Source organism: Microbacterium sp. K27, from assembly GCF_004794435.1.
Classification (GTDB): domain Bacteria; phylum Actinomycetota; class Actinomycetes; order Actinomycetales; family Microbacteriaceae; genus Microbacterium; species Microbacterium maritypicum_A.
This window is the reverse complement of sequence record NZ_SSDK01000047.1, coordinates 35545-49560: the sequence shown is the minus strand read 5'-3', so window position 1 is coordinate 49560 and position 14016 is coordinate 35545. Positions and strand designations below refer to the sequence as shown.

The following is a 14016-nucleotide window of genomic DNA, read 5'->3' as shown; positions in this document are numbered from 1 at the left end:
CGGCATTCAGGATTAGGGTCGAAGCATGGCACGACGGGGTTCGTATGCGAAGGGCGTGGCGCGACGCGAGGAGATCCTCGAGAGCGCCCTCGACGTGATCGGACGCAAGGGTTACCAGAACGCGTCCCTCAAGGAGATCGCCGAAGTCGTCGGCGTCACCCCCGCTGCTCTCCTGCACTATTTCGGATCGAAGGAGGAGCTCTTCACCGAGGTGCTCCGCAAGCGCGACGAGCACGACGGCCTCGATCCCGCCGGGCTCAGCGACGCCGAGGCCAGAGCCGCGTTCATCGGCGTGATCCGCCACAACACCGAGGTCCCGGGTCTCGTCGCCCTGTTCTCACGCCTCTCCGTGGACGCCGCCGACCCGGAACACCCCGCCCACGACTACTTCCTGGATCGCAGCGCGCGCCTGCGCGACTCCATCGCCGACAACTTCGGCGCCGACGGCAGACGCTCCACTCTCGACCCGGACACGCTCGCGCGGGTGATCCAGGCGGCGTCCGACGGGCTCCAGCTGCAATGGATGATCGACCCGACCGTCGATATGCCCGGCATCATGGGTGCCCTGATCGACGCCCTGCATCCGCCAGTGCCGCCGACCGTCGACTAGCCCTTCACGGCACCCCCGAGTCCGGCCGAGCGCAGGAACACCGACTGGAAGATCAGGAACATCGCGATCGGGATCAGGGTCGCGATCGCCAGCGCCGCCAGGAACACGTCGAGCTCGGTCTGCGACTGCACGGCGGGGAGACGCACCGACAACGGTTGCACCGCAGGGTCGGGCAGCACGAGCATCGGCCACAGGTAGTCCTTCCACGCGGCGATGATCGCGAACACCGAGACCACGCCGAGGATCGGCTTCGACATCGGCAGCACGATCGACCAGAACAGCCGGAAAGGTCCGGCGCCATCGGTGCGCGCTGCCTCGAACACCTCCCGCGGGAGCGAATCGAAGAACCGCTTCACGAGCAGGATGTTGAACGCGTTCGCGCCCATCGGCAACCAGACCGCGAGGTAGTTGTTGAGCAGGCTCACGTCTCCGAGAAGCGGCGGATGCACGATCGTCAGGTAGAGCGGCACCAGCAGCACGATGCCCGGGATGAACAGCGTCGCCAGCACCAGGGCGTTCAGGATCGGCGCGTACTTCGGGCGCGGCACCGACAGCGCGTAGCCCCCGGTCGTCGCGATGAGCAGCTGCACGAACCAGGCGCCGAGGGCGATGATCACCGTGTTGAAGAAGTACTGGTCGATGTGGATGTCGTTCCACGCGGTCGACAGGTTCTCCCAATCCATGCCGTTCGGCCACAGGGCGAACGGCTGCTGCAGCGTGTCCTGGGTGGGGGTGATCGCCGACTTCGCGAGCCACAGGATCGGCCCGAGCCCGGCGACCACCAGTCCGACGGCGAGGAAGACATGCGTGAGCGACATCCCGATGCGGATGCCGGGCCGCCGACGTTCGGAGTCGGAGATGACGGTGCGGTCGCCGACGCGATCGGCGGCCTTCTCCGCCGCCTTCTCCGCGGCACGGGTCGAGAGGCGGGTGGTGAGGCTCACGTCGTGCTCCAACGGTCGGTCAGCTTGAAGTACAGCCAGGAGAGGAGGGCGAGGACGATCGCGAGCAGCACCGAGACGGCCGTGGCTTCGCCGTAATCGCCGCCCAGGCTGTTGCGGAAGGCCTTGTCGTAGATGTACAGCAGCACGGTCTTGGTTGCTCCGGCCGGTCCACCGCCGGTGAACAGGAACGGCTCGAGGAAGACCTGCGCGGTGGCGATCACCTGCAGGATCAGCATGATGAAGAGGATGGCGCGCAGCTGGGGCAGCGTGACGTGCCAGATCTTCTTCCAGATGCCGGCGCCGTCGACCTCCGCGGCGTCGTAGAGCTCGGGCGGTACACCCAGGAGCGCGGCGAGGTAGATGATGATCGACCCACCGGCGCCTGCCCACGTGGCCTCGAGCACGAGCGAGGGCATCGCCTGCACGGCGTCCTGGATCCACGGCTGTGGAGGGATGCCGACGAATCCGAGGACGGTGTTGAACACCCCCGAGGGGTCGGCGCTGTAGAAGAACTTCCACAGCAGCACCGCGACGACCGGCGGGATCACGACGGGCAGGTAGGCGAGCGCCGAGTAGATGCCCTTGCCGCGGCGCACCTCGCTCATCAGCACGGCCATCAGAAGCGGCAGCGGGAACCCGAAGAGCAGGGCGAGCACGGCGAACCACAGCGTGTTGATCACGGCGCGGCCGAGCTCGGGGTCACCGATCACGGCGAGGTAGTTGTCGAATCCGACCCACTCGGAGACGATCAGGTTCGTCTTCTGCAGGCTCATGATCACCGACTGCACGATCGGGGACCAGGAGAAGAACACGAACACGAACAGCATGGGGAGCACGAACAGGAGGTTCGCGAGCCCGCCGCCGCGGAACCAGGTGAGGGGCGAGCGGCGGCGGGAGGGGCGCACAGCGGGCGGCGGAGAGTCCTCCACCGCCGCCCGCTGCTCAGACAGCGTCATCGTCATGAAGCGTTACTCGTCGAGCTTCGCCTGCGCGTCGGTCTGCGCCTGGGCCAGGAGGGCATCGATGTCGGCGTTCTCGTCGGTCAGGACCTTCTGCACCACGGCGTCGAGGAGGGCATACACCTCCTGCGTCTTCACCTTCGGCTCACCCACCGGCGTCTGGTCCCAGATGCGGTCGCTGAACGGCGCCATCTGCTCGACCGGGACGTTGATGTAGTCGGCGATCCACACCTGCGACTCGTCGTACAGCTCACGGCTGAGCACCGGGAGCAGCGGGGTGCCCACCGCCTGGCCGGACTCGTTCAGGGTCTTCGCATCGAGCACCGCCGCGTCCTCGTCCATCAGCTTCTGCATGTAGTACCAGTCGATCCACGTGACCGCCGCCTCCTTCGTCGCGTCGTCGACCGTGGGGCTGATCACCGCGATGTCACCGCCGCCGAGCGTGCCGGGGTCGTCGCCTTCCATGGGCACGACGGTCATGCCGTAGATGTCCGAATCCATGCCGAAGTCGCGCACGAGGGCGGTGTAGATGTCGGAACCCGACGTGTACATTCCGATGTTGCCGGCGGCGAACTCCTGGTTGATCGTTCCCCAGTCGAGGTCGACCTTCGATCCGAACGAGCCGTCCTCCCACTTCACGTCGTGCAGGAACTGCAGCGACGCCTTCGTCGCATCGTTGTCGATCGTCGACTCGGCCGTGCCATCCCCGTTGTCGGTCTGGGTGCGCCCGCCGCGGGCGACGGTCTGCGAGGTGAGCTGCCACCCGCCGGTGTTGTTGATGGCCATCTGCGCGTACCCGGCCTTGCCCGTGGCATCCGTGATCTTCCTGGCGGCCTCGCGGATCTCGTCCCACGTCTCCGGCGGGTTGTCGGGGTCGAGCCCGGCCTGCTCGAACAGGTCGCGGTTGTAGTGCAGCGCGGCGGCGTACGCCTGGCGCGGGAAGCCGTAGATCTTGCCGTCGGCGCCGGTGACACCGTCGAGGATGATCGGGTTGAACTTGTCGGTGTAGCCGAGCTTCTCGATCGCGTCGGTCACGTCCATCAGCTGCCCGTTCTCGAGCAGCGTCTTGGAGTCGGTGAACGGCACTGTGAAGACGTCGGGCAGGCTTCCGCCGGCGAGCTGCACGGCGAAGGTCGGGCCTTCCCACTCGTACTCGACGCCGATGATGTCGATGTCGGGGTGTTCCTTCTCGAACTGCTTCTCCTGAGCGGCGAACGCATCGTAGGCGGCAGCGTCCGCTCCCGGGGGGAACGTCGCGACACGCAGCTCGAGGCGTCCGTCGCCGCTGTCGCCGTCGCCGCTGGACGTGCAGCCGGCGAGCGCGCCGACTGTCGCGAGCACGGCGATGCCGGCGACCATGGCCTTCGTTGATGACTTCATTGTCTGTCCTTCCATGTGGTGCTGATCGGGTGGTGCAGGGCTACTTCGGCGCTCGGTGCGAGTGCGCGGGAACGGCTCGGAGGGCGAGCCAGGCTGTGGAATCGGGAGGGAGCGCACCGTCGAGTGGCGCGCTGGCGAGAAGTACCTCGTGGTGGGCCGGCAGCGGCACGGGCACGGATCCGAGGTTCGTGATGCTGAGCGTGCCGTCCCCCCTGCGGAACGCCAGCACGTCGGCGCCGAGCTCGAGCCACTCCAGGTCGTCTCCGGCGAGGTCGTCGAGTCGACGGCGCAGCGCGATCGTCGCGCGGTACAGGTTGAGGGTCGAGTCGGGGTCCCTGTGCTGCGCGTCCACCGTGAGCGCCGCCCAGTCCTCGGGCTGCGGAAGCCACGGGGCGCCGCCGAAGCCGTACGGGGTCACCGCTCCGGACCACGGCAGCGGCACACGGCATCCGTCGCGCCCCGGGTCGACCCCGCCAGAGCGGAAGTGCATGGGGTCCTCGATCGCGTCGAGCGGCAGTTCCACTTCGGGAAGGCCGAGCTCGTCGCCCTGGTAGATGTAGAGACTGCCCGGCAGCGCCGCGACGAGCAGCGCCGCGGCGCGAGCGCGGCTCGCGCCGCGTACGGCATCCGTCGCGGTGCCGAAGCGCTTGCGCTCGAACGCGAAAGAGGAATCGGCCTGTCCGTACCGGGTGACCGGACGCGTGACGTCGTGGTTCGAGAGCACCCAGGTCGCCGGCGCGCCGACCGGCGCGTGTTCGGCGAGCGTGCGGGTGATGGAGTCGCGCATCGCCCTGGCGCTCCACGGCTGCGTCATGAATCCGAAGTTGAAAGCCGTGTGCATCTCGCCGGGGCGCAGATAGCGGGCGAAGCGCTCGGCGTCGTCGAGCCACACCTCGCCGACGAGCACCCTTTCGCCGTCGTACTCATCCGCGACGGACCGCCAGTGGCGGTAGATGTCGTGCAGCTCGTCGCGGTCGATGTGCGGGTGGCCGACCGTGGGAGCGGAGCCCGGCGGAAGGTCGGGAAGAGTCGGGTCCTTGACCGGGAGCGCCGCGGAGTCGATGCGGACGCCCGCGACGCCTCGGTCGAACCAGAATCGCAGGACGTCCTCGTGCTCACGCCGCACATCCGGGTGGTTCCAGTTCAGGTCCGGCTGTTCGGGGGTGAACAGGTGCAGATACCACTCGCCGTCGGAGCCGTCGGGGTTCTGAGTGCGCGACCAGGTCTCGCCCTGAAAGCTCGAGACCCAGTTGGTCGGGATGCCGTCACCGCGCTCGCCCCGACCGGAGTGGAACCAGAAGCGCTCGCGCTCCGGGCTGCCGGGGCCGGCCGCCAGCGCCTGTCGGAACCACTCATGCTGATCGGAGATGTGGTTGGGCACGATGTCGACGATCGTGCGGATGCCGAGTTCGAGCGCCTCCGCGATCAGCTGCTCCGCCTCTTCGAGGGTGCCGAAGCGGGGGTCGATGCGGCGATAGTCCTGTACGTCGTATCCGCCGTCCGCAAGCGGGCTCAGGTACCAGGGGGTGAACCAGAGCGCGTCGACGCCGAGGCTCTTCAGGTAGGGCAGCCGTGAGCGGACGCCGGCGAGATCGCCGATGCCGTCACCGTTGCCGTCCGCGAAGCTGCGCACGTACACCTGGTAGATGACGGCGGTGCGCCACCACCCCTCGCCCACGGGCATCGTCCGGGTGCGGGCCGGTGCCGCCGTGCGCAGAACGTCAGTGTCCACAGATCTCCTCGTCGTCGATGGCGATGAGTCGAATGTAGCTTTTCCGCGCGTTCCATGCAAGAACTAAACAGAATGTTGGAAAATTGCGATGGCTGACATGCGCGCACAAGGACGGCTCGGGGCCGTCCGCAGATCAGATCAGCGCAGCGGGCCCGTCGAGGCTCGCAGCACCAGCTCGGGCTCGAACAGCAGTTCGTCGCTCGGCTGGGCTGTGCCGGCGATCTGCGCGAGCAGCAGGGCGATCACGGCGCGCCCCATGGACTCGATCGGCTGTCGCACCGTCGTCAGCGGAGGTTCGGTGCAACTCATCAGAGCCGAGTCGTCGAACCCGACGATGCTCACGTCCCCCGGCACGGAAAGGCCGGCCCGCCGCGCCGCGCGTACGGCCCCGAGTGCCATCGGGTCGCTCGCGCACACGATCGCGGTCGCGCCGGCAGCGAAGAGGCGCGAGGCCCCTGCCTGCCCGGACTCGAGCGAGTACATGCCGCGCACCACGAGCTCGTCGGACAGCGGCGCCCCGAGCGCATCCAGCAGACGGCGCGCCGAATCGAGCTTGCGGCGGGAGGGGACGTGATCCTCCGGCCCCAGGAGCAGGCCGATCTTCCGATGTCCGAGCTGGTGCACGTGCAGCACGGCCTGTTCCGCCGCGGCCGCGTCGTCGGTCGACACCGTCGCGAAGTGCAGCTCGGCGACGCGGGCGTTGACGAGCACGGTCGGCAGGTTCACCTGGCGCAGCCGCTCGTAGTGCTCGTGTGCGGCGTCCGCCTGCGTGTAGTTTCCCCCGAGGAAGATCACACCCGAGACCTGCTGCGCCAGGAGCAGATCGACGTAGTCCGACTCGGTCACTCCGCCGGCGTTCTGGGTGCACAGCAGAGGCGTGTAGCCGTTCTGGGTGAGTGCGCCTCCGACGATCTCGGCGAACGCGGGGAAGATCGGGTTCTGCAGTTCGGGGAGCACGAGTCCGACGAGGCGGGCACGCTCGCCCCGGAGCTTGGTCGGCCGCTCGTAGCCGAGCACGTCGAGGGCGGTGAGGACCGCCTGCCGGGTGGCGTCGGAGACCCCCGGCTTCTCGTTCAGCACGCGGCTGACCGTTGCCTCGCTCACACCGACCTTGCGGGCCACCTCTGCCAGTCGCTTCGACATGCAGTCAGTGTACGCAAATCCTTGCAAGAACGCGCAAGCAGTTTGCGCGTTCTCGCGAAGGACTCAGCGGACGTTGCCGTTGGAGCAGGTCTGCTGCGCCGCGGAGTTGCCCTTGATCGAATCGGGCAGCGCCACGACGTTGTCAGGCGTCGCTGCCGGGTCGGGAGTCGCTGCCGGATCCGTTGCCGGCTGCTCGACTGGCGCCGTCGGCTCCTGCACGACCACGCCGTCGTTCTTGTTGTTCTCGTGCGTGATCTGCAGCTGTGCGTTCGCAGCGAGTGCGTCCCAGAGCGCCGAGGCGGCGGTGTAGTTGGGAACGACCTTGTTGGGGTTGGCCGAGTCCGTCCCGTTCGGGTACTGCACGAAGACGATGTCCTCGAACGGCACCGACTTGACCGCGAGGGCGATCTGCACGAGCGTCATCGGGTTCGTGAGCGACTCACTCGGCTCGAGATTCTGGATCGCGGTGTTCGCGAGCTTCAGCATCACGGGGACGTTGCCGAGCACTTCCCCGCTGATCATCTTGCGTGCCAGGCTCGACATGTACTGCTGCTGGTTGCCGATGCGGCCCAGGTCGCTGCCGTCACCGACACCGTGACGCGTGCGCAGGAACTGCAGCGCCTGCAGACCCTCGACCGTGTGGGTTCCCGCAGCCATGTCCAGTCCGGTGTAGCGGTCCTTGATCGGGTTGGCGAGGCAGACGTCGACGCCGCCGATCGCATTGGTGATCTCGATCACGCCGCCGAAGGTGACGCCGGCCGCGAACTGGATCTCCTGGTCGGTGAGCTCGGAGATCGTCTTCACGACGCAGTTCAGACCGCCGTCGGTGTAGGCGGTGTTGAGCGGCTGCTTGCTCATCGCGGAGGTGGCGTTGCCGTTCTTGTCGGTGCACGAGGGGATCGGCACCATCAGGTCACGAGGGAAACTGACGACCGTGATGCGGCGCGGTTCCTGCGAGACGTGGACGAGCAGGTTCACGTCGTTGAGCGTTCCCTCGGAATCCGCTCCGGTGCAGCGTTCGCCGAAGAGGTCCTTGTACTTCTCCTCACAGGTGTCGACGCCTGTGAGGACCATGTTGAAGCCGCCCTCGTACTCGCCGATGTCCGGTGGGATGGGGTCCTGACCCTCGATCTCGACCGCGTTCGCCGAGACCGTGCTCGTGAGATCGTAGAAGACGTAGGCACCGACCCCGAGTCCGCTCACCAGCACCACCGCGAGACCGATCGCGATGAACTTCAACAGCTGGCCGACGGTGCCAGGAGTGCCCAGCTGACCATGGCGCGCGATCGTGTGACGGCGTCGGGTGTTCTGGCTCACTCGGGTCCTTTCGGATCAAGCGCCGGTGCGGGGGCACCGTGCTCACATGCGGAGGGTGTGGGATTCGAACCCACGAGACATCTCTGCCCACTGGTTTTCAAGACCAGCTCCATCGGCCGCTCGGACAACCCTCCCGACAGATGCTTCTGTCGACCAGGCGTGAGTCTAGCCGAGTTCTATTCTCCTGCGCTGACCTGGGCGGGGGCTGGAAGCGTGTCGAGAGCCCGCGCGAGGCCGCCGTCGACGACATCTGCGGTGACCTCGCCCGCCGCTTCCTTCACCACGTCGGGGGCCTGCCCCATCGCCACCGCTCGTCCGCCGAGCGAGCGGGCCCAGCCGAACATCCCGATGTCGTTGCGTCCGTCGCCGGCGACGAAGATGCGGCCCTCGTCGAGCCCGAGTTCCGTGCGCACCTGTTCCAACGCCGTGCCCTTGTCGACACCCTGCGGTGCGATGTCGAGCCACGCGGTCCACCCGATCGCGTAGGACACCTCGTTGAGACCGGCATCCGCCACCAGACGGTGGAAGTCCTCTTCGTCGTGACCGGGAGAGACGACGACGATGCGCGAGACGGGGAGCTCCCCGAGCTCGTCGAAGTCGACCTGCCGGCCGCCGTCGAGAGTCCAGTCGTCGAGCTGCTCGGTGAACAGTCGCTGGCCCGAGGCGAGTTCGACCATGTATCGGGCATCGGGAAGACGCTCGCGCAGCAGACCGAGGACCGGGGTCGGATCGAAGGTCTCGACGTTCCAGCGCTCCCAGTCGTCGCCGGAGCGCCGCATCGTCACCGCGCCGTTGGAGCACACCACGTAGTCGGCGGTCAGGCCGAGCTCCTCGACATAGCGTCGTGTGGCCATCCAACTGCGCCCGGTCGCGATGGTGACGACGTTCCCTCCGTCGCGCACCCGAGCGATGGCTTCCGGAACGCCGGGGCTCATCGTCTCGTCCTGCAGCAGGATCGTCCCGTCGACGTCGAGGCCGACCAGCCAGGGTCCTGTCATCGGGCGGCCCGCCCGGCCGCGAGGGGCTCGATCACTTCGAGGCCGCCGAGATACGGCCGCAGAACCTCCGGCACGCGCACCGAGCCGTCGGCCTGCTGGTGCGTCTCGAGCAGGGCGACGATCCAGCGGGTGGTGGCGAGAGTGCCGTTCAGGGTGGCCACGTGCTGCGTCTTGGCCGTGCCCTGGCCCGCGGGATCGGCCGCGTCGACGGCCGGGCGGTGACGCACGTCGAGCCGTCGCGCCTGATAGGTCGTGCAGTTCGAGGTCGAGGTGAGTTCACGGAACGCGCCCTGCGTGGGGACCCACGCCTCGATGTCGTACTTGCGTGCCGCGCTCGATCCGAGGTCTCCGGCCGCGACGTCGATCACGCGATAGGCGAGGCCGAGCGAGGTCAGCATCTCCTCCTGCAGCGCGACGAGGCGCAGGTGCTCGGCTTCCGCCTCTTCCGCGGTCGTGTAGACGAACATCTCGAGCTTGTTGAACTGGTGCACGCGGATGATGCCGCGGGTGTCCTTGCCATGCGATCCGGCCTCTCGCCGGTAGCAGGTCGACCAGCCGGCATAACGGAGGGCACCATCGGACAGGTCGACGATCTCGTCTTTGTGGTAGCCGGCGAGGGCGACCTCGCTGGTGCCCACCAGGTACAGGTCGTCATCCTTGTCGAGGTGGTAGACCTCGTCGGCGTGCTCGCCGAGGAACCCGGTGCCCTGCATGATCTCCGGACGAACGAGCGTCGGGGTGATCAGCGGCACGAATCCGTTCTGCAGCGCTTTGTCGAGCGCCAGGTTCATCAACGCGATCTCGAGGCGCGCGCCGATGCCGCGCAGGAAGTAGAAACGGGCGCCCGATACCTTGGCGCCGCGTTCCATATCGATCGCACCGAGGAGTTCACCGAGCTCGAGGTGGTCCTTCGGCTCGAAATCGAAAGCCGGCACGTCGCCGACACGACGCAGCTCGACGAAGTCCGCCTCGCCGCCGGCGGGGACACCGTCGATCACCACGTTCTCGATTCGAGCGAGTGCGGCTGCCGCTGCGTCCGCAGCCTCGTTCGCCGCATGCTGAGCCTGCTTGACACGCTCCGCGAGGTCTTTCGCCTGCGCGACCAGCGCCGCCTTATCCTCCTTGGGGGCCTTCGCGACCTGCTTGCCGAAGGCGTTCTGCTCGGCGCGCAGCTCTTCGAAAGCGGACAGCGCGGACCTGCGCGATCGATCGGCCTCGAGAGCGACGTCGACGGTGCTCTGGTCGTTTCCACGAGCAGTCTGCGAACGGCGGACGATCTCCGGGTTTTCGCGGAGGAGTGCGAGGTCGATCATCCACCAAGTCTACGGTGAACGCCCGGGCGCGCCGGATGCGCGGACCGCCAGGAGTCACCTGCTCCGGATCGACGGGGCGGGTCTTTCCCGGTTTAGAGTAGCGCCATGACATCCAGCGCACCCGTCCAGCGACAGGCGGCGCTCGTCTACAACCCCATCAAGGTCGACGGCAAGCATCTCCGCGCCACAGTGCGCGACCTCTCGCGCGAAGCAGGATGGGCGCATCCGGCGTTCTATCCCACGACGATCGAGGATGCCGGGCAGCTCGCCACTGCGCAGGCTCTGGAGCGCGGGGTGGACGTCGTGCTGGTCGCCGGCGGCGATGGCACGGTGCGGGCGGTGTCCGAGGCGATCGCGAACAGCGGGGTGCCGTTGGCGATCCTGCCCAGCGGCACCGGAAACCTGCTGGCCCGCAATCTCGGCCTCCCCCTCGGTGACCCGACCGAGATGATCCGCGCCGCGCTCGGCGACTTCCGGCATCCGATCGACATCGGCTGGGCCCGCCTCACACGAGAAGACGGCGAGGAGGCCCAACACGCCTTCGTGGTGCTGGCGGGCATGGGGCTCGACGCCGACATGATCGCGAACACCCGATCCGACCTGAAGAAGTCCGTGGGATGGATCGCGTACGTCGACGGTGCCGCCCGCTCACTGCCGCGCGCGAAGCCGTTCCGGGCCGTCTACCAGGTCGATGACGGACGCCTGCACTCGCACCGCGCGTACAGCCTGCTCTTCGCGAACTGCGGCACTCTCCCCGCCGGCATCTCCCTGATCCCCGACGCATCGATCACCGACGCCGCCCTCGACGTCGCCGTCATCCAGCCGACCGGCATGTTCGGCTGGTTCGGGGTCTGGCGGAAGATCTGGTGGGACAACTCCGTGCTCCGCCGCTTCCGCGCCGGACGCCGAGTACTCGAGCACCGCGGCAAGAACGCCTCGGTGCACTACTTCCACGGTGCCGCCGCCGAAGCCGCAGCACCCGAGCCCATCCCGATCGAACTCGACGGCGACGAGTTCGGTGAAGCGGTGCGCATCACCTGCTGGGCTGATCCTGGGGCTCTGCTCCTGGCACTGCCGTCAGGCCACCCGGTGCACATCCTCTGAGAGCCGCGACCCCGGACGCTCAGCGGACCTCGACCGTGCCGTCGAGCCCGCCGCCGACGAGGGTCAGAGTGAAGGCCGCCTCGTCGTCGACCGTGTCATCGCCGAACGAGAGGATGGTCGCACGCGGTCCCATGTCCATCGTGCACACCTGGTTCGCGTCGGTCACGAACGTCGCGGTCCCGGCATTCCCCGAGCCCTCCAGTGTGTCGACGACCGGCGGGCAGGACGAGGATCCCCAGGTCAGCAGAACGAGGCCGCGGTCGTCGAACCAGCCGGCCGATGGCAGATACTCGGTGGGCGTACCCGGCGTACCCGTCGCCGCCGGATCGCCGTCGAGGTCCACATCGTCGGTGATGTCACCGTAGGTGACGTTCATGGTGATGTCGGCCTTCGGGTCCACGCCTTCCGGCAGCGTGCCCAGGCTCGCGCGCGGCGCGAGATCCTTCGTGCAGGGCTTCGAAGCCTCGCCCTCCGCGTCGACGAGGGTGAAGGTCACGGTCTGTCCTTCCGCGGTGACCTGGTCGACCTGCGGCACGCAGGTGGAGGAGCCCACCGTGATGACGGCGAACATGCGTCCTTCGTCGAGCAGTGCACCCTCGACGTCGTTCTGATCGTCGATGCCGCCGGCGCTCGGGGCTGGAGAGCTGGTCGGCGTCTGCGCGCCCGGACCGGCAGTGCACCCTGCGATGAGGAGCGCAGCGGCGACGACGCCCATGACGGAAACGAGAGGACGAAGTGCGGAGGTCATGGTCACAGGGTAGCCCTCACGAAGTTCGTGCGGATAGCCTGCGTCGCCTACTGCAGCGCGGAGGTGAGGCGGGCGAGGTTGTCGAGCACCGTCGAACGAAGCGGCTGCTGCATCCACTCCTCCAGCGTCAGCTCTCGGCTGAGCGAGCGGTACTTGTCTTCGACCTCGCGCATCTCGGCGACGAACTCCTCGCCTCGCACCAGCATCGAGACCTCGAGGTTCAGACCGAAGGAGCGCATGTCCATGTTGCTCGATCCGATCACGGCGACCTCATCGTCGATGGTCAGCGTCTTGGTGTGCAGGATGTAGGGCTTGCGATACATCCAGATGCGGACTCCGGCCTTGAGCAGCACCTCGTAGTAGCTGCGCTGGGCGTGGTACACCATCGCCTGGTCGCCCTCTTCCGACACGAACAGCTCGACGTGCACGCCGCGGTCCACGGCCGCGGTGACCGCGAGCAGCAGCGCCTCGTCCGGGACGAAGTAGGGGCTGACGATCATGATCTTCTTCTTCGCCGCATAGAGCAGGCTGAGGAAGAGCCGGAGGTTGTTCTCGACCTCGAAACCGGGACCGGACGGGACGACCTGGCAGTCGAGGTCACCGGAGCCGATGTTCGCGTGAGCGATGTCGATGCCCTCGAGGACGGTGTCGGTCTCGCTGTACCAGTCCGCGACGAAGATCGCGTTCACGCTCAGCACGACCGGGCCGTCCAGACGCACCATCAGGTCGACCCAGTGCAGACCGCGCTTGATGTTCTTCGGCAGGTTGTAGGTCGAATCGGTGATGTTCTGCGATCCGAGGAACGCGATGTTGCCGTCGACGACGAGGAGCTTGCGGTGGTTGCGCAGATCGGGGCGCTGCATCTTGCCCTTGAGCGGCTGCACCGGGAGCATCAGATGCCAGTCGGCGCCCATCGCATTGAGGCGCGCGATGGTCTGCTTGTAGCGGGGCTTGCCGCGGTTGGCCCAGTGGTCCAGGAGCACGCGGACCTCGACACCACGGGCGCAGACCTCTTCCAGCGCCCGGAAGAAGTTGTCGGTCGACGTGTCGGACTGCAGGATGTAGAACTCGACGTGCACATACTCCTGCGCCGTGCGGATCGCCTGCGCCATCTCATCGAGGGACTCCTGGTAGTCCGAGATGAGGTGGGCGCCGTTGTCGCCCGAGAGCGGGAGGGCGCCGAGCTTCTGATTCATCTGCACGATCGGCCCGAACCACGCGGGTGCGTTCGGGCGGAGCGTGCCGAAATGCAGGTGCTCGCTGGTCTCGGCGATGTACTCGTTGATCTGATCCTGTTTGCGCCGACGCGCGCGGGGAAGGCGCGGGTTGCCGATCACGAGGAACAGGAAGACACCGACGAACGGTATGAAGAACACGGCCAGCAGCCATGCCATCGCCGCCGTGGGACGCCTGTTGCGGGGGATGACGATGATGGCCGTGACGCGGATGATGATGTCGAGCACCACGAGGAAGGCGGCGATCCACCATCCCCAGGTCTCCGCAGTCATCGTGCCCCCTCGCCACCGCAGTGACCATCACAGCCGAGGCGCACCCGAACAGGTGCGCTGGCTTCACAGTAGCCGATGGGTCGGACTCAGGCGCGCGGCGGGAGGCCTCGCGCGGCGCGCTCCTCAGCCTCGATCTGCGCGTGCACCTTGCGCTCGGTCCGGTCGAAGCGGAGAATGCCGCGGACCACGAGGAAGAACACGATGCTCACTCCGACGGTCGGCAGAAGCGACCATGCCGCGGCGAGCCAGAAGTTGTCCAT

13 protein-coding genes and 1 tRNA gene are annotated in these 14016 nt (G+C 67.4%); 2 read left to right on the top strand and 12 right to left on the bottom strand.

Annotated elements, in window-relative coordinates:
• Window positions 1-25 precede the first annotated feature (25 nt).
• Window positions 26-610 carry a TetR/AcrR family transcriptional regulator gene (locus DW307_RS17005; protein ID WP_029259679.1) on the top strand — a complete coding sequence of 195 codons (585 nt, stop codon included), beginning with the start codon at window positions 26-28 and terminating at the stop codon, window positions 608-610.
• On the opposite strand, the gene DW307_RS17000 is transcribed toward DW307_RS17005, so the two are convergent.
• The 9 genes from DW307_RS17000 to serS all read right to left on the bottom strand — a co-directional run bounded on the left by DW307_RS17000 (window position 607) and on the right by serS (window position 10396).
• Complete coding sequence (locus DW307_RS17000; RefSeq protein ID WP_136025287.1) at window positions 607-1554, bottom strand: carbohydrate ABC transporter permease; 948 nt, start codon at window positions 1552-1554, stop codon at window positions 607-609. The two genes, DW307_RS17005 and DW307_RS17000, sit on opposite strands and share 4 nt — an antisense overlap.
• Complete coding sequence (locus tag DW307_RS16995; RefSeq protein WP_029266098.1) at window positions 1551-2516, bottom strand: carbohydrate ABC transporter permease; 966 nt, start codon at window positions 2514-2516, stop codon at window positions 1551-1553. The genes DW307_RS17000 and DW307_RS16995 overlap by 4 nt, the downstream gene beginning before the upstream one ends.
• A gap of 6 nt (window positions 2517-2522) precedes the next feature.
• On the bottom strand, window positions 2523-3893 hold the full coding sequence (locus DW307_RS16990; RefSeq protein WP_029266100.1) for an extracellular solute-binding protein: 1371 nt from the start codon (window positions 3891-3893) through the stop codon (window positions 2523-2525).
• A gap of 40 nt (window positions 3894-3933) precedes the next feature.
• Entirely contained in the window at window positions 3934-5577 is a 1644-nt protein-coding gene (locus DW307_RS16985) for a glycoside hydrolase family 13 protein (RefSeq protein ID WP_036331330.1), read from the bottom strand.
• A 186-nt stretch (window positions 5578-5763) separates the two neighbouring features.
• On the bottom strand, window positions 5764-6768 hold the full coding sequence (locus DW307_RS16980) for a LacI family DNA-binding transcriptional regulator (protein WP_029259674.1): 1005 nt from the start codon (window positions 6766-6768) through the stop codon (window positions 5764-5766).
• Between the two features lie 63 nt (window positions 6769-6831).
• Complete coding sequence (locus DW307_RS16975; protein WP_029259673.1) at window positions 6832-8085, bottom strand: LCP family protein; 1254 nt, start codon at window positions 8083-8085, stop codon at window positions 6832-6834.
• Window positions 8086-8134: 49 nt separating this feature from the next.
• Window positions 8135-8219 (bottom strand) — tRNA-Ser (locus DW307_RS16970).
• Window positions 8220-8261: 42 nt separating this feature from the next.
• Complete coding sequence (locus tag DW307_RS16965) at window positions 8262-9083, bottom strand: HAD family hydrolase (RefSeq protein ID WP_021198187.1); 822 nt, start codon at window positions 9081-9083, stop codon at window positions 8262-8264.
• Entirely contained in the window at window positions 9080-10396 is a 1317-nt protein-coding gene (gene serS / locus DW307_RS16960) for a serine--tRNA ligase (RefSeq protein ID WP_136025285.1), read from the bottom strand. Before serS ends, DW307_RS16965 begins: the two co-directional genes overlap by 4 nt.
• 105 nt (window positions 10397-10501) lie before the next feature.
• On the opposite strand from serS, the gene DW307_RS16955 reads away from it, so the two are divergent.
• Entirely contained in the window at window positions 10502-11500 is a 999-nt protein-coding gene (locus DW307_RS16955; protein ID WP_136025284.1) for a diacylglycerol/lipid kinase family protein, read from the top strand.
• Window positions 11501-11519: 19 nt separating this feature from the next.
• Here the strand turns inward: DW307_RS16955 and DW307_RS16950 are convergent, their stop codons facing one another.
• The 3 genes from DW307_RS16950 to DW307_RS18190 form a co-directional block, all read right to left on the bottom strand.
• Window positions 11520-12248 (bottom strand): hypothetical protein, encoded by a 729-nt coding sequence (locus tag DW307_RS16950; RefSeq protein ID WP_136025283.1) that lies wholly within the window; start codon window positions 12246-12248, stop codon window positions 11520-11522.
• Window positions 12249-12295: 47 nt separating this feature from the next.
• Window positions 12296-13756, bottom strand: coding sequence for a cardiolipin synthase (gene cls, locus DW307_RS16945; protein ID WP_021198191.1), 1461 nt, complete (start codon window positions 13754-13756; stop codon window positions 12296-12298).
• A gap of 86 nt (window positions 13757-13842) precedes the next feature.
• The gene (locus tag DW307_RS18190) at window positions 13843-14016 is read right to left on the bottom strand and encodes a hypothetical protein (protein ID WP_021198192.1); all 174 of its coding nucleotides are present in this window, start codon (window positions 14014-14016) and stop codon (window positions 13843-13845) included.

What these genes read in the sequence shown, in the direction of transcription:
- DW307_RS16965 (WP_021198187.1), bottom strand. Translation starts at nt 9,083, where the DNA reads ATGACAGGACCCTGGCTGGTCGGCCTCGACGTCGACGGGACGATCCTG.
- cls (WP_021198191.1), bottom strand. Translation starts at nt 13,756, where the DNA reads ATGACTGCGGAGACCTGGGGATGGTGGATCGCCGCCTTCCTCGTGGTG.
- DW307_RS16985 (WP_036331330.1), bottom strand. Translation starts at nt 5,577, where the DNA reads ATGCCCGTGGGCGAGGGGTGGTGGCGCACCGCCGTCATCTACCAGGTG.
- DW307_RS16995 (WP_029266098.1), bottom strand. Translation starts at nt 2,516, where the DNA reads ATGACGATGACGCTGTCTGAGCAGCGGGCGGCGGTGGAGGACTCTCCG.
- DW307_RS16950 (WP_136025283.1), bottom strand. Translation starts at nt 12,248, where the DNA reads ATGACCTCCGCACTTCGTCCTCTCGTTTCCGTCATGGGCGTCGTCGCC.
- DW307_RS16980 (WP_029259674.1), bottom strand. Translation starts at nt 6,768, where the DNA reads ATGTCGAAGCGACTGGCAGAGGTGGCCCGCAAGGTCGGTGTGAGCGAG.
- DW307_RS17005 (WP_029259679.1), top strand. Translation starts at nt 26, where the DNA reads ATGGCACGACGGGGTTCGTATGCGAAGGGCGTGGCGCGACGCGAGGAG.
- serS (WP_136025285.1), bottom strand. Translation starts at nt 10,396, where the DNA reads ATGATCGACCTCGCACTCCTCCGCGAAAACCCGGAGATCGTCCGCCGT.
- DW307_RS16955 (WP_136025284.1), top strand. Translation starts at nt 10,502, where the DNA reads ATGACATCCAGCGCACCCGTCCAGCGACAGGCGGCGCTCGTCTACAAC.
- DW307_RS16990 (WP_029266100.1), bottom strand. Translation starts at nt 3,893, where the DNA reads ATGAAGTCATCAACGAAGGCCATGGTCGCCGGCATCGCCGTGCTCGCG.
- DW307_RS18190 (WP_021198192.1), bottom strand. Translation starts at nt 14,016, where the DNA reads ATGGACAACTTCTGGCTCGCCGCGGCATGGTCGCTTCTGCCGACCGTC.